16 protein-coding genes are annotated in these 16725 nt (G+C 68.6%); 15 read left to right on the top strand and 1 reads right to left on the bottom strand.

Annotated elements, in window-relative coordinates; all coding sequences use genetic code 11:
- Window positions 1-10 precede the first annotated feature (10 nt).
- Entirely contained in the window at window positions 11-1300 is a 1290-nt protein-coding gene (gene thrC / locus RT456_RS03775; protein WP_313342692.1) for a threonine synthase, read from the top strand.
- 30 nt (window positions 1301-1330) lie between these two features.
- On the opposite strand, the gene RT456_RS03780 is transcribed toward thrC, so the two are convergent.
- Window positions 1331-2074, bottom strand: coding sequence for a helix-turn-helix domain-containing protein (locus RT456_RS03780; RefSeq protein WP_313342695.1), 744 nt, complete (start codon window positions 2072-2074; stop codon window positions 1331-1333).
- A gap of 140 nt (window positions 2075-2214) precedes the next feature.
- Here RT456_RS03780 and hisS point away from each other — a divergent pair, with 140 nt between their 5' ends.
- The 14 genes from hisS to RT456_RS03850 all read left to right on the top strand — a co-directional run bounded on the left by hisS (window position 2215) and on the right by RT456_RS03850 (window position 16641).
- Window positions 2215-3612, top strand: coding sequence for a histidine--tRNA ligase (hisS, locus tag RT456_RS03785; RefSeq protein WP_313342698.1), 1398 nt, complete (start codon window positions 2215-2217; stop codon window positions 3610-3612).
- Between the two features lie 967 nt (window positions 3613-4579).
- Window positions 4580-4906 carry a YerC/YecD family TrpR-related protein gene (locus RT456_RS03790; protein ID WP_313342701.1) on the top strand — a complete coding sequence of 109 codons (327 nt, stop codon included), beginning with the start codon at window positions 4580-4582 and terminating at the stop codon, window positions 4904-4906.
- Window positions 4907-4917: 11 nt separating this feature from the next.
- Complete coding sequence (gene hisG, locus RT456_RS03795; RefSeq protein WP_313342704.1) at window positions 4918-5829, top strand: ATP phosphoribosyltransferase; 912 nt, start codon at window positions 4918-4920, stop codon at window positions 5827-5829.
- The gene (hisD, locus tag RT456_RS03800) at window positions 5826-7121 is read left to right on the top strand and encodes a histidinol dehydrogenase (RefSeq protein ID WP_313342707.1); all 1296 of its coding nucleotides are present in this window, start codon (window positions 5826-5828) and stop codon (window positions 7119-7121) included. The genes hisG and hisD overlap by 4 nt, the downstream gene beginning before the upstream one ends.
- Window positions 7118-8206, top strand: a complete 1089-nt coding sequence (hisC, locus tag RT456_RS03805) for a histidinol-phosphate transaminase (protein ID WP_313342710.1) — start codon at window positions 7118-7120, stop codon at window positions 8204-8206. Before hisD ends, hisC begins: the two co-directional genes overlap by 4 nt.
- Window positions 8203-9276, top strand: coding sequence for a bifunctional histidinol-phosphatase/imidazoleglycerol-phosphate dehydratase HisB (hisB, locus tag RT456_RS03810; protein ID WP_313342713.1), 1074 nt, complete (start codon window positions 8203-8205; stop codon window positions 9274-9276). Before hisC ends, hisB begins: the two co-directional genes overlap by 4 nt.
- The gene (gene hisH / locus RT456_RS03815) at window positions 9273-9875 is read left to right on the top strand and encodes an imidazole glycerol phosphate synthase subunit HisH (protein WP_313342716.1); all 603 of its coding nucleotides are present in this window, start codon (window positions 9273-9275) and stop codon (window positions 9873-9875) included. The genes hisB and hisH overlap by 4 nt, the downstream gene beginning before the upstream one ends.
- Window positions 9872-10606 (top strand): 1-(5-phosphoribosyl)-5-[(5-phosphoribosylamino)methylideneamino]imidazole-4-carboxamide isomerase, encoded by a 735-nt coding sequence (gene hisA, locus RT456_RS03820; RefSeq protein WP_313342718.1) that lies wholly within the window; start codon window positions 9872-9874, stop codon window positions 10604-10606. The genes hisH and hisA overlap by 4 nt, the downstream gene beginning before the upstream one ends.
- Window positions 10600-11376, top strand: a complete 777-nt coding sequence (gene hisF / locus RT456_RS03825; RefSeq protein ID WP_313342720.1) for an imidazole glycerol phosphate synthase subunit HisF — start codon at window positions 10600-10602, stop codon at window positions 11374-11376. Before hisA ends, hisF begins: the two co-directional genes overlap by 7 nt.
- The gene (gene hisIE, locus RT456_RS03830) at window positions 11366-11989 is read left to right on the top strand and encodes a bifunctional phosphoribosyl-AMP cyclohydrolase/phosphoribosyl-ATP diphosphatase HisIE (protein WP_313342723.1); all 624 of its coding nucleotides are present in this window, start codon (window positions 11366-11368) and stop codon (window positions 11987-11989) included. Before hisF ends, hisIE begins: the two co-directional genes overlap by 11 nt.
- 89 nt (window positions 11990-12078) lie before the next feature.
- Window positions 12079-13677 carry a calcineurin-like phosphoesterase family protein gene (locus tag RT456_RS03835; protein ID WP_313342726.1) on the top strand — a complete coding sequence of 533 codons (1599 nt, stop codon included), beginning with the start codon at window positions 12079-12081 and terminating at the stop codon, window positions 13675-13677.
- A gap of 166 nt (window positions 13678-13843) precedes the next feature.
- Window positions 13844-14848, top strand: a complete 1005-nt coding sequence (locus tag RT456_RS03840; RefSeq protein WP_313342728.1) for a glucokinase — start codon at window positions 13844-13846, stop codon at window positions 14846-14848.
- A gap of 54 nt (window positions 14849-14902) precedes the next feature.
- The gene (locus tag RT456_RS03845) at window positions 14903-15901 is read left to right on the top strand and encodes a N(4)-(beta-N-acetylglucosaminyl)-L-asparaginase (RefSeq protein ID WP_313342731.1); all 999 of its coding nucleotides are present in this window, start codon (window positions 14903-14905) and stop codon (window positions 15899-15901) included.
- Window positions 15898-16641, top strand: a complete 744-nt coding sequence (locus RT456_RS03850; RefSeq protein WP_313342734.1) for a copper homeostasis protein CutC — start codon at window positions 15898-15900, stop codon at window positions 16639-16641. The genes RT456_RS03845 and RT456_RS03850 overlap by 4 nt, the downstream gene beginning before the upstream one ends.
- The last annotated feature ends 84 nt before the right edge of the window (window positions 16642-16725 follow it).

Below are 16725 nucleotides of genomic sequence, written 5' to 3' on the forward strand. Positions count from 1 at the left end.
AGGACTTTCCATGAATTTCGTTTCGACCCGAGGTGCGGCACCGGCCGTGTCGCTCAGTGCGGCCGTCGCCGCCGGCCTGGCGCCCGATGGCGGTCTGTACGTGCCCGCGCAGCGCCCCCTGCCGCAGCGGTGGACCGGGCGTGGCAGCCTGGCCGGCGACGCGGGAGCGGTGCTGGCACCGTTCTTTGCCGGCGACGCGTTGGCGCCTCACCTGGCCGAGCTGTGCGCGGAGGCGTTCGACTTTCCGGCGCCGTTGCGGGCGCTGTCAACGCCGGGCGACCATGTGCTGGAGCTGTTCCACGGACCCACGGCGGCCTTCAAGGACTTCGGCGCGCGCTTCCTTGCAGCCAGCCTGGCCCGGCTGCAGCGCGACCGCGCGCGGCCGCTGACGATCGTGGTGGCGACCTCCGGCGATACCGGTGCGGCGGTGGCCGCCGCGTTCCATCGGCAGCCGGGTATCCGCGTGGTGGTGCTGTACCCGGACGGTCGCGTATCTCCTCGTCAGGCGCACCAGCTCGGTTGCTTCGGCGACAACATCCAGGCGCTGCGCGTGGCCGGCTCGTTCGACGACTGCCAGGCGATGGTGAAGCAGGCGCTGGGTGATCGCGAGCTGCAGGCGCAGCTGCCATTGAGCTCGGCCAACAGCATCAGCCTGGGGCGTTGGCTGCCGCAGATGAGCTACTACGCGCATGCGGCGCTGACCCATCAGGCGGCCAGCGGCCAGTTACTCAACCTGGTAGTACCCACCGGCAACCTCGGGAATGCGATGGCGGCGGTGCTGGCGCGGGCGATGGGCCTGCCACTTGGACGCATCGCGCTGGCCACCAATGCCAATGACGTGCTGCCGCGCTTCTTCCACGGGCAGGCCTACCAGCCGGCGCAGAGCGTGGCGACGCTGGCCAATGCGATGGATGTGGGCGCGCCGAGCAATTTCGAACGGCTGCGCTGGATGTACGCCGATGACGAGGCGGCGTTGCGCCTGGGCTTCCGCGCGGAGGCCGTCGACGATGCGGCGATCGGCGAGCTCATCGCGCGGCGTCACGCGCAGGCGGGCGAGGTGTTCTGCCCGCACACCGCCACGGCGGTGAAGCTGCTTGAACAGTTGCGAAGCGAGGGCGTGCAGGGCGACTGGGCGGTCGCCGCAACCGCGCATCCGGCCAAATTCGAATCGGTGGTGGAACCGCTGATCGGCCGTCCCCTCGACGTTCCGCCGGCGCTGGCGGCGCTGTTGAAGCGGCCCGCACACGCGGAACCGTGCGCGCCGGACTATGCGGCGTTGCGTGAGGTGCTGCTGTCCTGACCGACGTTCAGCGGTGAACGACGCCGCCGATCAGGCTGCGGACAGGACCTGCAGCCCGGCCTCGTCCAGAATCTCGACGGTACTGAGGTGGGGCAGGGCGATCAGGCCCTGCTGGCGCAGCTTGGTGAAGGTGCGGCTGACCGTTTCCATGGTCAGCCCGAGGTGATCGGCGATATCACTGCGGCCCATCGGCAGGGTCACGCGCAGCCCGTCGCCGCCCAGTCGGGCCTCGCGCGCGGCCAGGCGCAGCAGGAAATCGGCCAGTTTCTCGGCCGGTTGCAGCCGGCCCAACGCCATCGCGGCGTCGGCTGCGTCATCCAGCGCCTGGCAGGCACGCTGCAGCAGCTTGCGCTCCAGGTGCGGGAAACGTGCGCGAAGATCCTTCATCTGGGGCAGGGCCACGCGGCACACGCGACTGTCGGCAATGGCCTCGATGTCGTAGCGGTGGTGGTCGCTGCCGCTCAAGCCCAGGTAGTCGCCAGGCAGCACGAATCCGCTGATCTGGCGACGCCCGTCGGCGAGGGTGCGGACCAGGCGCAGGGCGCCGCGGGTCAAGGTATAGACATGTTGGCGCGGCTCGCCGGCACGGGCCAGGGTGGCGCCCAGCACCAGGGGCTGGGAGACGGTGACGCGTTCCAGCGCCTGCACCTCGTCGGGCGACAGCGCCGAGCACACGGCCAGGTGACGCACCGAGCAGTGCAGGCAGTCGCGCAGCGGCGAACACCCGGGGGCGGGGTCCTCTACAGTGGCAAGTGCGGGGTGGGGCCGGGTCATGTCGTGCCAGGGAGCGGGGCCTGACTATGATACGCCAATGCCGCTGGCGGGCCGGCGTTCGACGGCCGTTACGGCCGTTCGGCGCGGCTGCGGCTAGAATATGCAGCTCGCTCATCCCCCGTTCCGCAGGAGTCCCGCAAGTGATCAAGCCCCGTACGCCGCCCGGCATCATGGAATTGCTGCCGCGCGAGCAGATCGCGTTTCAGCGCATGCTGGACGTCATCCGCCGCAACTACGAGCGGTTCGGGTTCCTGCCGGTGGAAACGCCGGTGTTCGAGCTGTCCGATGTGCTGCTGACCAAGTCCGGCGGCGAGACCGAGCGCCAGGTGTATTTCGTGCAGTCCACCGGTGCGCTGGCCAATGCGGCCGAGGCGGGCGACAAGAGCCTGCCGGAACTGGCGCTGCGTTTCGACCTCACGGTGCCGCTGGCGCGTTACGTGGCCGAGCACGAGCACGACCTGACCTTCCCGTTCCGCCGCTACCAGATGCAGCGCGTCTACCGCGGTGAGCGCGCGCAGCGCGGGCGGTTCCGTGAGTTCTACCAGTGCGACATCGACGTGATCGGCAAGGATGCGCTGAGCACGCGGTATGACGCGGAAGTGCTTGCGGTGATCCACGCGGTGTTCGCGGAGCTGCGCATTGGCGACTTCTCGGTACAGTTGAACAACCGCAAGCTGATGCGCGGCTTCTTCGAGAGCCTGGGCGTGGCCGATGGTGAGCGCCAGATGGCGGTGCTGCGTGAAGTCGACAAGCTCGACAAGCGCGGTCCAGACTATGTGCGCGAGACGCTGACCGGGGAAGGCTTCGCCATTCCGGCCGAGCAGGTCGAGCGGATCCTGGCGTTCGTGGCGGTGCGTTCAAGCAGCCATGCCGACGCGCTGGCGCAGCTGGACGCGCTGGTGGCCGACGGCACGGCGAGCGAGACGTTGACGCTGGGCGTGGCGGAGCTGCGCGAGGTGCTGCAGCTGGTCAAGGCGCTGGGCGTGCCGGAAAACGCGTACTGCCTGAACTTCTCGATCGCGCGTGGGTTGGATTACTACACCGGCACGGTGTACGAAACCACGCTGACGGACCACCCGCAGATCGGTTCGATCTGTTCGGGCGGCCGTTACGAGGACCTGGCCAGCCACTACAGCAAGTCCAAGCTGCCGGGCGTGGGTATTTCGATCGGTCTGACCCGTCTGTTCTGGCAGCTGCGCGAAGCGGGCCTGATCGCGGGTATCGAGGACAGCAGCGTGCATGCGCTGGTGGCACTGATGGATGACAACGGTCTGTCCGAGTCGCTCGATATCGCGCGTCGCCTGCGCGTGGGCGGGATCAACGCCGAGGTGCAGATGGAGCCGAAGAAGATCGGCAAGCAGTTCCAGTACGCGGCCAAGGCCGGTATCCGCTTCGTGGTGCTGGCCGGTGAAGACGAGCTGGCGCGCGGCGTGGTGGCGGTCAAGGATCTGTTGCGCGAGCAGCAGTTCGAAGTTGCCCGCGATGAGCTGGCGAGTGCGTTGCAGGTTGAGCTGGAGCAGACCCGCGCCATGGCGTGAGTTTCGCTTCCTTCTGTGGATGACTACAACGGCACCTTCGGGTGCCGTTGTTGTTTATGGTTGCTTCATTGCTTCATTGCTTGATTGCTTGATTGCTTGATTGCACGTTTTCACTGGGCACCGGGCGTTGCCCGGTGCTTCATGCATTCAGGCGAACAGCCCTTTCGCACTTGATTCCTGGTTTGGCGGGACGGTGTGGGTTTACGGGACACGCCGTGAACCCGTCCATGGGGGCTCGTAGAAAACATCCATGTTTTCTACGGTCCCGCAAACCCACCCCGTCCCACCTTCGACAGGTGGTTGGTGGCCATGAGTAAAAGCAACACGGGTTCTGACGGCCGTCCGCCCCCGTAGTGCCGGCCGCTGGCCGGCTCCACGGAAAGCAACATCAACAGCAACAGCAACAGCGTTTTCGTTATGGGGTCATGCGTTAACGCGTGTTTGTGGTTTCACGGCAGTCGTCTGGCGACCGACCTGTCAGCGGTCGCAGCCTTGGGGCCGGTGTCGGAGTGCGTCGACGCCGGTATCGACATCCGCGTCGGAACGGGATTTGCGATCGGAATGGGTAGGCGCGGTCCCCAGTCGACTGCTCTGAACAACCCAACGCCCGGTAACGCATGGACTACACCTAAGCCGGCTTTGAACTTCCATGGCCACCAACACACCGTCGAGGGTCGGCGGGGGCGGGTATGCGGGACCGTAGAAAACATGGATGTTTTCTACGAGCCTACAAGGACGTATTCACGGCGTGTCCCGCATGCCCGCACGCGCCGACCCACCTCGGTGGTGCCCAACGGCTGTTCGCTCCGAACCAACGCCAGCCGGGCAACGCCCGGCGACAGGCCGGAATGCTCGCTCGCGGGGAGAACCACGGCCTTAACCTGAACGAAGGCTTCGAACTAGGTTCACCCAATTGGCATGGAGGCAATTGTGCGCTAATGTAATAACACGCTATTACATTGATACGATGAAAATCCGCCCCGTCCCCCGTGAGAAAGACCCCCAGGCCGACTTGGACAGCCTTGCCGGCGCCTTTGCTGGCCTGTCCGCGCCGGAGCAGGTCACCGCGTTCCTGCGCGATCTGTGTACGCCGGCCGAGCTGGAGGCGCTGTCCGACCGTTGGAAGGTGGTGCCGCTGCTGCGGCAGGGCGTGCCGTATCGCGAAATCCATGAGTTGACCGGTGTCAGCGTGACGACCACCGGGCGCGTGGCGCGCTCGCTGGACCATGGCCACGGCGGCTATGCCGCCGCCATTGCCGCGACCGCCACGCCTGCCTCCCCCGCATCCGAGTAGAGACTTTCCCCATGAGTGCAACCCAGACCGCCCCGGCACGCGACCGGCTGCGTATCGCCATCCAGAAGAGCGGGCGGTTGGCCGAGCCGGCGCGCAGCCTGCTCACCGCCTGCGGACTGAGCTGGCGGCAGAGCCGTGACAAGCTGTTCTGCTACGGCGAATCGCTGCCGGTGGACCTGCTGCTGGTCCGCGACGATGACATCCCCGGCTTGATCGCCGACGGCGTCTGCGACTTCGGCATCGTGGGCCGCAACGAGCTGGACGAACAAGGCGCCGCGCGCCGCCGGCTTGGCTTGCCCGACGCGTACCAGGCGTTGCGTGGGCTGAACTTTGGCCAGTGCCGGCTCATGCTGGCGGTGCCCGAGGAATGGGACTGGCAGGGTATCGAGCAGCTGGCCGGCAAGCGTATCGCCACCAGCTACCCGGCGATCCTGGCCGACTGGCTGGCCCAGCGCGGTGTGGACGCGCAGGTGGTGGAACTGTCCGGTTCGGTCGAGATCGCCCCGCGCCTGGGCACCGCCGACCTGATCTGCGACCTGGTCTCCAGCGGCGCCACATTGGCGGCCAATCAGCTCAAGCCGGTGGAAACCCTGCTGGAAAGCGAAGCGGTGCTGGCCGGTCCGGTGCGTACGCCGGATGACGCACGTGCCGGCCTGATGGCCATGCTGCTGCGTCGCCTCGACGGGGTGGTGAAGGTGCAGGACAGCAAGCTGCTGATGTTCCGCGCCGCGCTGGATCGCGTGTCCGAGCTGGCACGCCTGCTGCCCGATGCCGATCCGCTGGTGCAACTGCCGGACGACGGTGGCCACCTGCGCCTGCAGACCATGTGCCACGGCGCGTTGACCTGGCAGCGCCTTGAAGAGCTGGAGCGCGCTGGCGCCCAGGGGTTGATGGTCCTGAGCGTGGAGCGGTCGCTGGCATGAATCGTCTGCAATGGTCCCAACTGGATGACGCCGCCCAGGCCCAGGCGTTGCAGCGCCCGGTGCAGGCCGTGGCGGCGCGCACGCGCGAATCGGTCGCGGCGTTGATTACCGCGGTACGCGATGATGGCGATGCCGCGCTGCGTGAAATCAGCCTGCGCTTCGACGGCGTGGCCCCCGCGTCCTTTGAAGTGAATGATGAGGAATTCGCTGCCGCCGAACGCGCCGTGCCCGCCGAACTGCGCCAGGCGATGATCGAGGCGGCCGACCGTATCCGCCTGTTCCACAAGGCCGGCATGAGCCAGGGCTACGCGGTGGAAACCGCGCCCGGCGTCCGCTGCGAGCGCATGGTGCGGCCCATCGGCCGGGTCGGTCTATATGTGCCTGCGGGCAGCGCGCCGCTGCCGTCCACTGCGCTGATGCTCGGCGTGCCGGCGCAGCTGGCCGGCTGCCGCGAAGTGGTGCTGTGCACGCCGCCGCGCCGTGATGGCAGCGCCGATCCAGCGGTACTGGTCGCCGCGCGGCTGACCGGCGTGCACCGGGTGTTCAAGCTGGGGGGAGCGCAGGCGATTGCCGCCATGGCCTATGGCACCACCAGCGTGCCGGCCTGCGACAAGTTGTACGGCCCGGGCAACAGCTACGTGACCGAGGCCAAGCAGCAGGTCGCACAGGACGGGGCCGCCGCCATCGACATGCCGGCCGGTCCGTCCGAAGTGCTGGTGATCGCCGATGCCGGTGCCAACCCGGCCTTCGTCGCCGCTGACCTGCTCTCGCAGGCGGAACACGGCCCGGATTCGCAGGTGCTGCTGCTCACCGATGATGCGGCGATGCTGGACCAGGTGGAAGCGCAGGTGCAGGCGCAGCTGGCGCGGTTGTCGCGCGCCGATATCGCCGCGCAGGCGTTGCAGTCCTCGCGCCTGATCCTGGTGGATTCGCTGGTGCAGGCGTTCCAGATCAGCAACCGCTACGCGCCCGAGCACCTGATCCTGGCCCTGCGCGAACCGCGCGACTGGCTGGCGCAGGTCGAGGCAGCCGGCTCGGTGTTCCTCGGCGATTACACGCCCGAAGCGCTGGGCGACTACTGCAGCGGCACCAACCACGTGCTGCCTACCGCGGGCGCGGCGCGCGCCTACAGCGGCGTGAGCGTGGCCAGCTTCCAGAACCAGATCAGCGTGCAGGCGGCCACCGCGCAGGGCATCGCCGCCATCGGTCACTGTGCCCGCGTGCTGGCGCGTGCCGAAGGACTGGATGCACACGAAAATGCCGTGGCGCTGCGCATGGGGTCGGCCGCATGAGCGCCACCGCCGTGCTATCACTCGTGCGCGAGGATCTTCGCGCATTCGCCGGGTATTCCTCGGCGCGCAGCAGCGCGCTGGTCGGGGAGGTGTGGCTCAATGCCAATGAGTCGGCCTGGGCCAATCCCGCCGATGCACAGGGTATCGCGCGCCGTTATCCCGAACCGCAGCCTTCAGTGCTGCGCGCAAGGCTGGCAGCGCTGTATGACTGCGATGAACAGCAGCTGCTGATCGGCCGCGGCAGCGATGAAGCCATCGACCTGCTGGTTCGTGCATTGTGCGAGCCGGGCCGCGATGCCGTGCTGGTGACGCCGCCGGTGTTCGGCATGTACGCCGTGTGCGCGCGGCTGCAGAACGCACCGCTGCTGGAGGTTCCGCTGCGCGACACCGGCGCTGCGCTGGTGGCCGACATCGACGCCATCATCGCCGCTGCGCTGGCGGGCAATGCCAAGCTGGTGTTCCTATGCACGCCGTCGAACCCGGCCGGCAGTGTGATCGCACTGGCCGACGTCGAACGGGTCGCCCAGGCCATGCAGGGCAGGGCGCTGGTGGTGGTGGACGAAGCCTATGGCGAGTTCGCCGATCAGCCCTCGGCCACCACGCTGCTTGCGCAGTATGACAACGTCGCCGTGCTGCGCACCTTGTCCAAGGCGCATGCACTTGCCGCCGCCCGGATCGGCAGCCTGATCGCCGATCCTGCCCTGATCCAGGTGCTGCGCCGCTGCCAGGCGCCCTATCCGGTGCCGGCGCCATGCGCCGCATTGGCGGTGGCCGCGCTGGCGCCGGAGGCATTGGCGGTGACCGCAGGCCGTGTGGCCCAGGTCAAGGCCGAACGCGAACGCGTGCTGCAGGCGCTGCCGCAGCTGCCAGGCGTACTGCGCGCCTACCCCTCGCAGGGCAACTACCTGCTGGTGCGGTTTGCCGACGCACAGGGCGCGTTCGATGCGCTGCTGGCGGCCGGTGTCGTGGTGCGTGACCAGCGTGCCGCGCCGCAACTGCACGATGCACTGCGCATCACCATTGGCAGCCCGGCGGAGAACGACCGCGTGCTGCAGGCACTCAGCGCCCGGAGGGCCGCCGCATGACCCCCATTCTGTTCGTCGACCGCGACGGCACCCTGATCGAAGAGCCGGCCGATTTCCAGATCGACGCGTACGAGAAGATCCGCTTCGTGCGCGATGTCATCCCGGCCATGCTGAAGCTGCGCGATGCCGGCTACCACTTCGTCATCGTCAGCAACCAGGACGGCCTGGGCAGCGAGGGCTACCCCCAGGCGGCCTTCGATGGGCCGAACGACCTGATGCTGCAGATCTTCGCCAGCCAGGGCATCGTTTTCCGTGACGTGCTGATCGACGGTACCTGGCCGCATGACAATGCGCCGACGCGCAAGCCGGGCATCGGCATGATGCTGCCGTACCTGCAGGATCGCAGCATCGACTGGGCGCGTTCGGCGATGGTCGGCGACCGCCCGACCGATATCCAGTTCGCACAGAACATGAACATCCGTGGCTTCCAGTTGCGCACCGCGCAGTTCGGCGGCGAGTGGGACTGGAACGGCATCGCCCACGAGCTGGCCGACGCCCCGCGCCGCGCCGTCGTGCAGCGCAATACCAAGGAAACCCGCATCCGCGTCGAGGTCGACCTCGACCGCGTCGCCGAACCGCAGACCCACACCGGCCTCCCGTTCTTCGACCACATGCTGGAGCAGATCGGCAAGCACGGCGGCTTCGCGCTGAGCGTGCAGGCCGAGGGCGACCTGCACATCGACGAGCACCACACCATCGAAGACACCGGCCTGGCGCTGGGCCAGGCGTTGCGCGAGGCGCTGGGCGACAAGCGCGGCATCGGCCGCTACGGTTTCACCCTGCCCATGGACGAGACGCTGGCCAGCGCCGCGCTGGACTTCAGCGGCCGGCCGTACTTCGTGTTCGACGGCGAATTCAAGCGCGAGCGCGTGGGCGACATGCCGACCGAGCTGGTGCCGCACTTCTTCCGTTCGCTGTGTGATGCGGCCGGCTTGAACCTCAACCTCAGCGTGCGCGGCGACAACGACCACCACAAGGTGGAAGCGTGCTTCAAGGCGATGGCGCGTGCACTGCGCCAGGCACTGCCGCGCCAGGGCACGGCGCTGCCCAGTACCAAGGGGGCGCTGTGAGCGAGGTCGCGCTGATCGATGCCGGCGGTGCCAATCTCGGTTCGGTGCGCTACGCGTTGGAACGGCTCGGCGCGCGCGTGCGGCTGGTGCGCGATGCGGCCGGGCTGCGCGGCGTCTCACGGGTGATCCTGCCCGGCGTGGGCGCCGCCCCGCACGGCATGGCGCGCCTGCATGCGCAGGGTCTGGTGGAACCCCTGCGTGAGCTGGAGGTGCCGCTGCTGGGCATCTGCCTGGGCATGCAGCTGCTGTTCGAAGGGTCGGAGGAAGGCGATGTCGAATGCCTGGGGCTGCTGCCCGGGGTGGTGCGCCACCTGCGTCCGGCGACCGGCATCCGGGTGCCCCACATGGGCTGGAACCGCTTGCTGCCGCTGCACCCCACGGCATTGATGGAGGGCGTGGCCGACCGTGCCAGCGCCTACTTCGTGCACAGCTACGCCGCGCCATTGAACGAACACACCGTGGCGGCATGTGACCACGGCGGCCTGTTCGCGGCGGTGGTGCAGCGCGGCCGCCATAGCGGCGCGCAGTTCCATCCCGAGCGATCCGCCGCCACCGGCGCACGGATCCTGCGCAACTTCATCGAGAACGAACCCACATGAGCTTCATCGTCTATCCCGCGCTGGACATCCGCGACGGCCGCGTGGTGCGCCTGCTGCAGGGCGACTACAACCAGCAGACCACCTATGGCGATGATCCGCTGCCGCGCGCGCAGGCGTTTGCCGACGCGGGTGCCCGTTGGATGCACCTGGTCGATCTCGACGCCGCGCGTGCCGGTGGCTATACCCTGGCGCCCCTGTTGTCGGCGATCGCCGCGCAGACGGGCCTGCAGGTACAGACCGGCGGCGGCGTGCGCTCACGCGATGATGTCGCTCGCATCCTGCAGGCCGGCGCCGCCCGTGTGGTGGTCGGCTCGGTCTCGGTGCGCGCGCCGGACACCGTGATCGAGTGGTTGGGCGAGTTTGGTCCGGAGCGGCTGACCATCGCCCTGGACGCCCGACAGTCCGATGATGGTCGCTGGCTGCTGCCGGTGCACGGCTGGACCGAGACCGCCGACGTGACACTGGATGCGCTCGCCCAACGCTACGCCGAGGCGGGCATGCGCCACCTCCTGTGCACCGACATCGCCCGCGACGGCATGCTGACCGGACCGAACATCGACCTGTACCGGCACCTGTCGGCGCTGTTGCCCGGCGTGGCGGTACAGGCCTCGGGCGGGGTGCGCAGTGCCGGCGACGTTGCCGACGCCAAGGCGGTGGGCTGCGGCGGGGCGATCCTGGGCAAGGCGCTGCTGGAAGGGCGCATGACCCTGCAGGAGGCGCTCGCATGCTGAGCCGCCGCCTGATTCCCTGCCTGGACGTGCGCGACGGCCGCGTGGTCAAGGGCGTGCGCTTCCGCGACCACGTGGACATGGGCGACATCGCTGACCTGGCGCTGCGCTACCGTGACCAGGGCGCTGACGAGCTGGTGTTCTACGACATCGGGGCCAGCCCGGAGGGCCGCGCGGTCGACGTGGCCTGGATCGAGCGCATCGCGCGCCTCATCGACATTCCCTTCTGCGTGGCCGGCGGCATCAGCGACGTGGAGACCGCACGCCGCGTGCTGTACGCCGGGGCCGACAAGATTTCGATCAATTCGCCGGCGCTCGGCCGCCCGGCGCTGATCGAGGAGCTGGCCGACGCCTTCGGCGTGCAGTGCGTGGTGGTCGGCATCGATTCGGTGCGTGAGGCCGATGGCGAATGGCGCGTGCGCCGTTTCAGCGGCGATCCGGACAAGACCGAGGCGGTGCCGGTGCGCACCCTGGACTGGCTGGTCGAGGCGCAGCGCCGGGGTGCCGGCGAGATCGTGCTCAACTGCATGGACAGCGACGGCGTCCGCCGCGGCTATGACGTGACCCAGCTGCAGCAGGCGCGCGCCCTGTGCCAGGTGCCGTTGATCGCCTCGGGGGGTGCCGGCGAGATGCAGCACTTCGCGGACGTGTTCGACCGGGCCGATGTCGACGGTGCGTTGGCCGCCAGTGTCTTCCACAGTGGCGCCATCGCCATTCCCGCGCTCAAGCAGTTCCTGCGCGAGCAGCAGATCGAGGTACGAGATGTCTATTGAAGTCTTTCCATCGCGCGATGCGCTGGCGCAGCTGGACTGGGCCAAGGGCGACGGTCTGTTGCCGGTGGTGGTGCAGGACACCGACACCCTGGCGGTGTTGATGCTGGGCTACGCCAACGCCGAGTCGCTGGCGCGGACCCTGGAAACCGGGCACATGACCTTCTACAGCCGCAGCAAGCAGCGGCTGTGGACCAAGGGTGAGTCGTCCGGCAACGTGCTGGCGGTGGTCGCGGTGCGGATCGACTGCGATCGCGACACGCTCCTGGTGAGCGCGCGGCCGGCCGGCCCGACCTGCCATACCGGCAGCGAAAGCTGCTTCGAGCAGGCGCCGGGCAACTTTCTGGGCCGGCTGGATGCACTGGTGCGGGAACGCGAGCAGCAGCGCCCGGACGACAGCTACACCACGCGCCTGTTCGAACAGGGCATCCGCCGCATTGCACAGAAGGTCGGCGAGGAAGGCGTGGAAACGGCCCTGGCCGGGGTGGTACAGGACGACGCGGCATTGCTCGGCGAGTCGGCCGACCTGCTGTTCCACCTGACCGTGCTGCTGCGCGCACGCGGGCTGTCGTTGCAGGATGCGGTCGGGGTGCTGGTGGCGCGGCACGCGGGATGAGGCAGCGGCGTTCCGTTTAACGTCGCTGAAACGCGCGGCAGGCGATGATGTCCCGCTTTACAATCGCCTACCCCGAACGGAACCCCCTGATGAGCCGCACTGCTGCCTGGCTGGCCTGCCTGCTGTTGACGTCCGCACCTGCCTGGGCCAACGAGGCCACCGTGACCGGCAAGGTCTATCAGGAGCGCGACGGCAAACCCGGGCGCGGGCCGACCGATCCGGGCCTGGCCGGTGTGCAGGTCTCCAATGGCGAGGCCATCGTGCGCACCGCCGCCGACGGCAGCTACAGCCTTCCGGTACGCCAGGGCCAGACGGTGTTCGTGATCAAGCCCGAGGAGTACCGCTTCCCCGCAGCGGCCAACGGCCTGCCGGCGTACTGGCGGCACTACGCACCGCAGGGCTCGCCGCGGCTGAAGTACGCCGGTATCGCGGCGACGGGCAGCAACCCGCGCAACTGGGATTTCGCGCTTGAACCCGACCAGAATGCCGATGCCACGCGCGCGGGCTTCGACATGCTGGTGTTCACCGACTCGCAGACCGCCAGCCGCCAGGACGTGGGCTACTACCAGCGTGCCATCGTCGAACCGATCATCGGCAAGCACCCGGCGCGGCTGGGCACCACGCTGGGCGACATCGTCAACGACGACCTGTCGCTGTACCCGGAGATCAACAAGGCGACCGCGCAGCTGCAGGTGCCGTGGTTCCACGTACCGGGCAACCACGACCTGGACATGGATGCCGGCGATGACCGCCATTCGCTCGACAGCTGGCGCGCGGTGTACGGGCCGGACACCTACGCGGTGGAGGAGGGCGGTGCCAGCTTCGTGTTCCTCGATGACGTGGTGTACGACCCCACCGCCAAGCCGAAGTACGTGGGTGGCCTGCGCCCGGACCAGTTCACCTTCCTGGCCAACTACGTCAAGGGCCTGCCGCGTGACCGCCTGCTCGTGCTGGGCATGCACATCCCGCTGTTCGACGCCGCGCCTGGCCGCGAGACCTTCCGCCATGCCGACCGTGCGCGCCTGTTCGCGCTGCTCAAGGACTTCCCGCACGTGCTGGTGCTCAGCGGCCACAGCCACACCCAGCAGCACTACTACCACGGTGCGGCCGAGGGCTGGCAGGGCCGGCAGCCGCTGCACGAGTACAACGTGGGCGCGGCCTGCGGCGCATTCTGGTCGGGCGTGAAGGACAGCACCGGCATTCCGGACGCGACCATGAGCGATGGCACGCCCAATGGCTATGCCGTGCTGTCGGTCCAGCCGGGCGGTGAGTACGGGTTGCGCTACTACGTGGCGCGCGCCCCGGACGACTACCAGATCGCGCTGCATGCGCCCAAGGTGCTGCGCAAGGACGCCTATCCGGCGTGGGGCGTGTACGCCAACGTGTTCATGGGCCAGGCCGATACGCTGGTGGAGTACCGCGTGGACGAGGGCGCATGGCAGACCATGAAGCGCGTGGAGCAGCCGGACCCCCGCCTGGTGGTGGAGAACGTCGCCGACGACACCGCCGAGCGCCTGCGCGGTTTCGACCGTTCGCCGGAAGCCACCCCGTCGCCGCACCTGTGGCGCGGCGCGCTGCCCACCGACCTGTCTGTTGGCGAACACAAGGTGGAGGTGCGCGCGGTGCACGCCGATGGCCCGACGGCCATGGCCAGTACGAGCTATCGCCTGCAGGTCGCCAAACCCTGATGCGGGGCGTGCCGTGGGCGGGCGCAGTACGCCCCTGTACGGCACGCGCTGCTTTGCAAAGCCGGGTCGATCACCCAAACTCCCCGGCAATGGAATCGAATCAACCCAAGGCCTTCGAGTGAGCGTTGCGACACCGTTTCCGGATGCAGTTCCGGTCCACCCTGACGTGTCGAGCGCCCCGGCGCCCCGCCCCGGTCTTCATGGCGACACCCTGATCGTCGCCGACGTCGGCGGCACCTATGCGCGCCTGGCCCTGGCGGACGTGTCCGCCGGCCAGCCGCCGCGCATCAGCGCGCTGCGTCGCTATGCCTGTGCCGAATTCCCCAGCCTGGCCGCGATCCTGGCCGGGTTCAGCGCGACCCTCGCTACACCGCCGTCGACAGCGGTGGTGGCCATTGCCGGACTGCTGGAAGGCGACCATCTGGTCAACACCAACCTGCCGTGGGACGTCTCGGTGGACGCCACGCGGCGCGACGCGCAGCTGGCCACGCTTGAGCTGATCAACGACTTCGAGGCGGTCGCCTACGCGATTCCGCATGTGGCGCCCGACACGCTGGTGGCCATGAATGGCGACACGCGCGGAGACGGGCGCTGGCCGGCGCTGGTGCTGGGCCCGGGAACGGGCCTGGGCGGCGCGCTGCGTTTCGAGGCGGGCTCGCGTGCCGTGCTCGCCAGCGAAGCCGGGCATGCCGCGCTGGGCGCGGGCACCGCGCTGGAGCTGCAGGTCCTGGCGCAGATGCTGCAGCGCTGGGAGCACGTGGACAACGAACGCATCCTGTCCGGCAGCGGCCTGATGAACCTGTATCCGTCGCTGTGTGCGATCCGTGGCGTGACTCCGCGCTGGAGCTCGCCGGAAGCGCTGATCGCCGCGGCCCATGCGGGCGACGACGCGTTGGCGGTTGAAACGCTGGAGGTGTTCTGTGGCTGGTTGGGCAGCCTGGCGGGCGACCTGGCAGTGACCTTCGGGGCGCGCTCGGTGTACCTGGCCGGCGGTATTTCCAGTCATGTCGCGCGGTTCCTGGACGATGGTCATTTCCGCACGCGCTTCCTGGCCAAGGGCGTCATGCGACGCGTGCTGGAGCAGGTGCCGGTGTGGCGCGTGGAGCATGGCGAGCTGGGCGTGATCGGCGCGGCGGTGTGGTACGCCGAGCACCGGCGCGCGGCCGCATAGGCATTCTTTTCCCGGCCCTCCCGGGGCCGGTTCATGGCGTTGGGAGAGCAACGAGTGAGTGATCGCAGGCAGTTCCTCCAGGCCGGTGCGCTGGCCGCCGGAGTGATGGCGTTTCCACGGCTGCAGGCGCGCGGTGATGCGCACGCGCGGGTGGTCTCGACCTGGGACTTCGGCGTCGGCGCCAACCAGGCCGCGTGGAGCGTATTGGGCAGCGGCGGCACCGCGCTGGATGCAGTGGAAGCCGGGGCACGCTGGGCGGAAAGCGAGCTGTGCAATCCCACGGTGGGGCGCTGCGGCAACCCGGACCGCGATGGCGTGCTGAGCCTGGATGCCAGCATCATGGATGGCGACGGCCGCTGCGGCTCCGTCGCGGCGCTGACCGACATCCTGCACCCGGTGTCGGTGGCACGGAAGGTGATGGAAAAGACACCGCACGTGATGCTGGTGGGCGAGGGCGCCCGGCAGTTCGCGAAGCAGCAGGGCTTCCCGCGCGAGAAGCTGCTCACCCCCGCCGCCGAGAAGGCCTGGCGGGAATGGCTGAAGACCGCGCAGTACACGCCCGAGATCAACGCAGAGCGACGCGGTCGGCCCGGCGACAGCACCAACCACGACACGCTGGGCATGCTCGCCATCGACACGCAGGGCCGGCTGGCCGGTGCGTGCACCACCAGCGGCATGGCCTGGAAACTGCACGGACGGGTGGGCGACAGCCCGATCATCGGTGCGGGTCTCTACGTGGACAACGAAGTGGGCGCGGCGACCGCATCCGGCGTGGGCGAGGAGATGATCCGCAACGCGGCGTCGTTCCTGGTGGTGGAGCTGATGCGCCAGGGGCGCTCACCGGCGGAGGCCTGCCGTGAGGCGATCGCGCGGGTCGTGCGCAAGCGGCCCGAGGCGAGCAGGACCCTGCAGGTCTGCTTCCTGGCGCTGGACCGCAATGGCGAGGTCGGCGCCTACGCGCTGCACCGTGGCTTCGTGTACGCGGTATGCGACAAGGACCGCCAGGACGACCTGCGCGATTCGGCGTCGGTCTACACCAGCGAACAGACATGAGCGCGTCACGCCACGTGCTGGAAATCGCATCGAACTCGGTCGCCTCGGCCCTTGCCGCACAGCAGGGCGGTGCGAACCGGATCGAACTGTTCGACAACCTCGCTGAAGGCGGTACGACGCCTTCATACGCAAGCATCGCGGTGGCGCGCGAGCGGCTGCGCATTCCGCTGTTCGTGCTGATCCGGCCGCGGCCGGGGGATTTCCACTACGACACGCTGGAAGCGGAGCTGATGCTGCGCGACATCCAGAACTGCCGGCAGCTGGGCTGCGATGGGGTGGTGATCGGTGCGCTGGACGCGCATGGCGAGATCGACATCCCGCTCTGCCAGCAACTGGTTTCCGCCGCGGGCCCGTTGGGCATCACCTTCCACCGCGCCTTCGACGCGGCGCGTGACCTGCCGGCCGCACTGGAGCAGGTGATCGCACTCGGTTGCGAGCGCGTGCTGAGCTCCGGCGGCCAGGCCAGTGCGGAGGCGGGCAGTGCGATGCTGGCGCAGCTGGTCGCGCAGGCCGGGCAGCGCCTGTCGGTGATGGCTGGCGCGGGCATCACGCCAGGCAACATTGCCAATATCGCAACAGTCACGGGTTGCCACGAGCTGCACGCGTCGGCGAAGTCGGTTCGCGCCTCTGGCATGCGGTACCGCAATGCCAACCTGCGTGGCCTGGAAAACGATTGGACGCAGACCGACGCCGACACCGTGGCCGCGCTGCGCGCTGCCTTGAACGGTTCGATTCGATAAAACAACGGCAACGGCAGCGGCAAGGGCAACGGCAAGGGCAACGGCAAGGGCAACGGCAAGGGCAACGGCAAGGGCAACGGCAAG

Source organism: Stenotrophomonas sp., assembly GCF_032099025.1.
Lineage (GTDB): Bacteria > Pseudomonadota > Gammaproteobacteria > Xanthomonadales > Xanthomonadaceae > Stenotrophomonas.

Bases quoted from the DNA above. Each gene is read 5' to 3' on its own strand.
- thrC (WP_313342692.1), top strand. From the start codon at position 11: ATGAATTTCGTTTCGACCCGAGGTGCGGCACCGGCCGTGTCGCTCAGT.
- RT456_RS03780 (WP_313342695.1), bottom strand. From the start codon at position 2,074: ATGACCCGGCCCCACCCCGCACTTGCCACTGTAGAGGACCCCGCCCCC.
- RT456_RS03790 (WP_313342701.1), top strand. From the start codon at position 4,580: ATGAAAATCCGCCCCGTCCCCCGTGAGAAAGACCCCCAGGCCGACTTG.
- hisG (WP_313342704.1), top strand. From the start codon at position 4,918: ATGAGTGCAACCCAGACCGCCCCGGCACGCGACCGGCTGCGTATCGCC.
- hisD (WP_313342707.1), top strand. From the start codon at position 5,826: ATGAATCGTCTGCAATGGTCCCAACTGGATGACGCCGCCCAGGCCCAG.
- hisC (WP_313342710.1), top strand. From the start codon at position 7,118: ATGAGCGCCACCGCCGTGCTATCACTCGTGCGCGAGGATCTTCGCGCA.
- hisB (WP_313342713.1), top strand. From the start codon at position 8,203: ATGACCCCCATTCTGTTCGTCGACCGCGACGGCACCCTGATCGAAGAG.
- hisA (WP_313342718.1), top strand. From the start codon at position 9,872: ATGAGCTTCATCGTCTATCCCGCGCTGGACATCCGCGACGGCCGCGTG.
- hisF (WP_313342720.1), top strand. From the start codon at position 10,600: ATGCTGAGCCGCCGCCTGATTCCCTGCCTGGACGTGCGCGACGGCCGC.
- hisIE (WP_313342723.1), top strand. From the start codon at position 11,366: ATGTCTATTGAAGTCTTTCCATCGCGCGATGCGCTGGCGCAGCTGGAC.
- RT456_RS03835 (WP_313342726.1), top strand. From the start codon at position 12,079: ATGAGCCGCACTGCTGCCTGGCTGGCCTGCCTGCTGTTGACGTCCGCA.
- RT456_RS03850 (WP_313342734.1), top strand. From the start codon at position 15,898: ATGAGCGCGTCACGCCACGTGCTGGAAATCGCATCGAACTCGGTCGCC.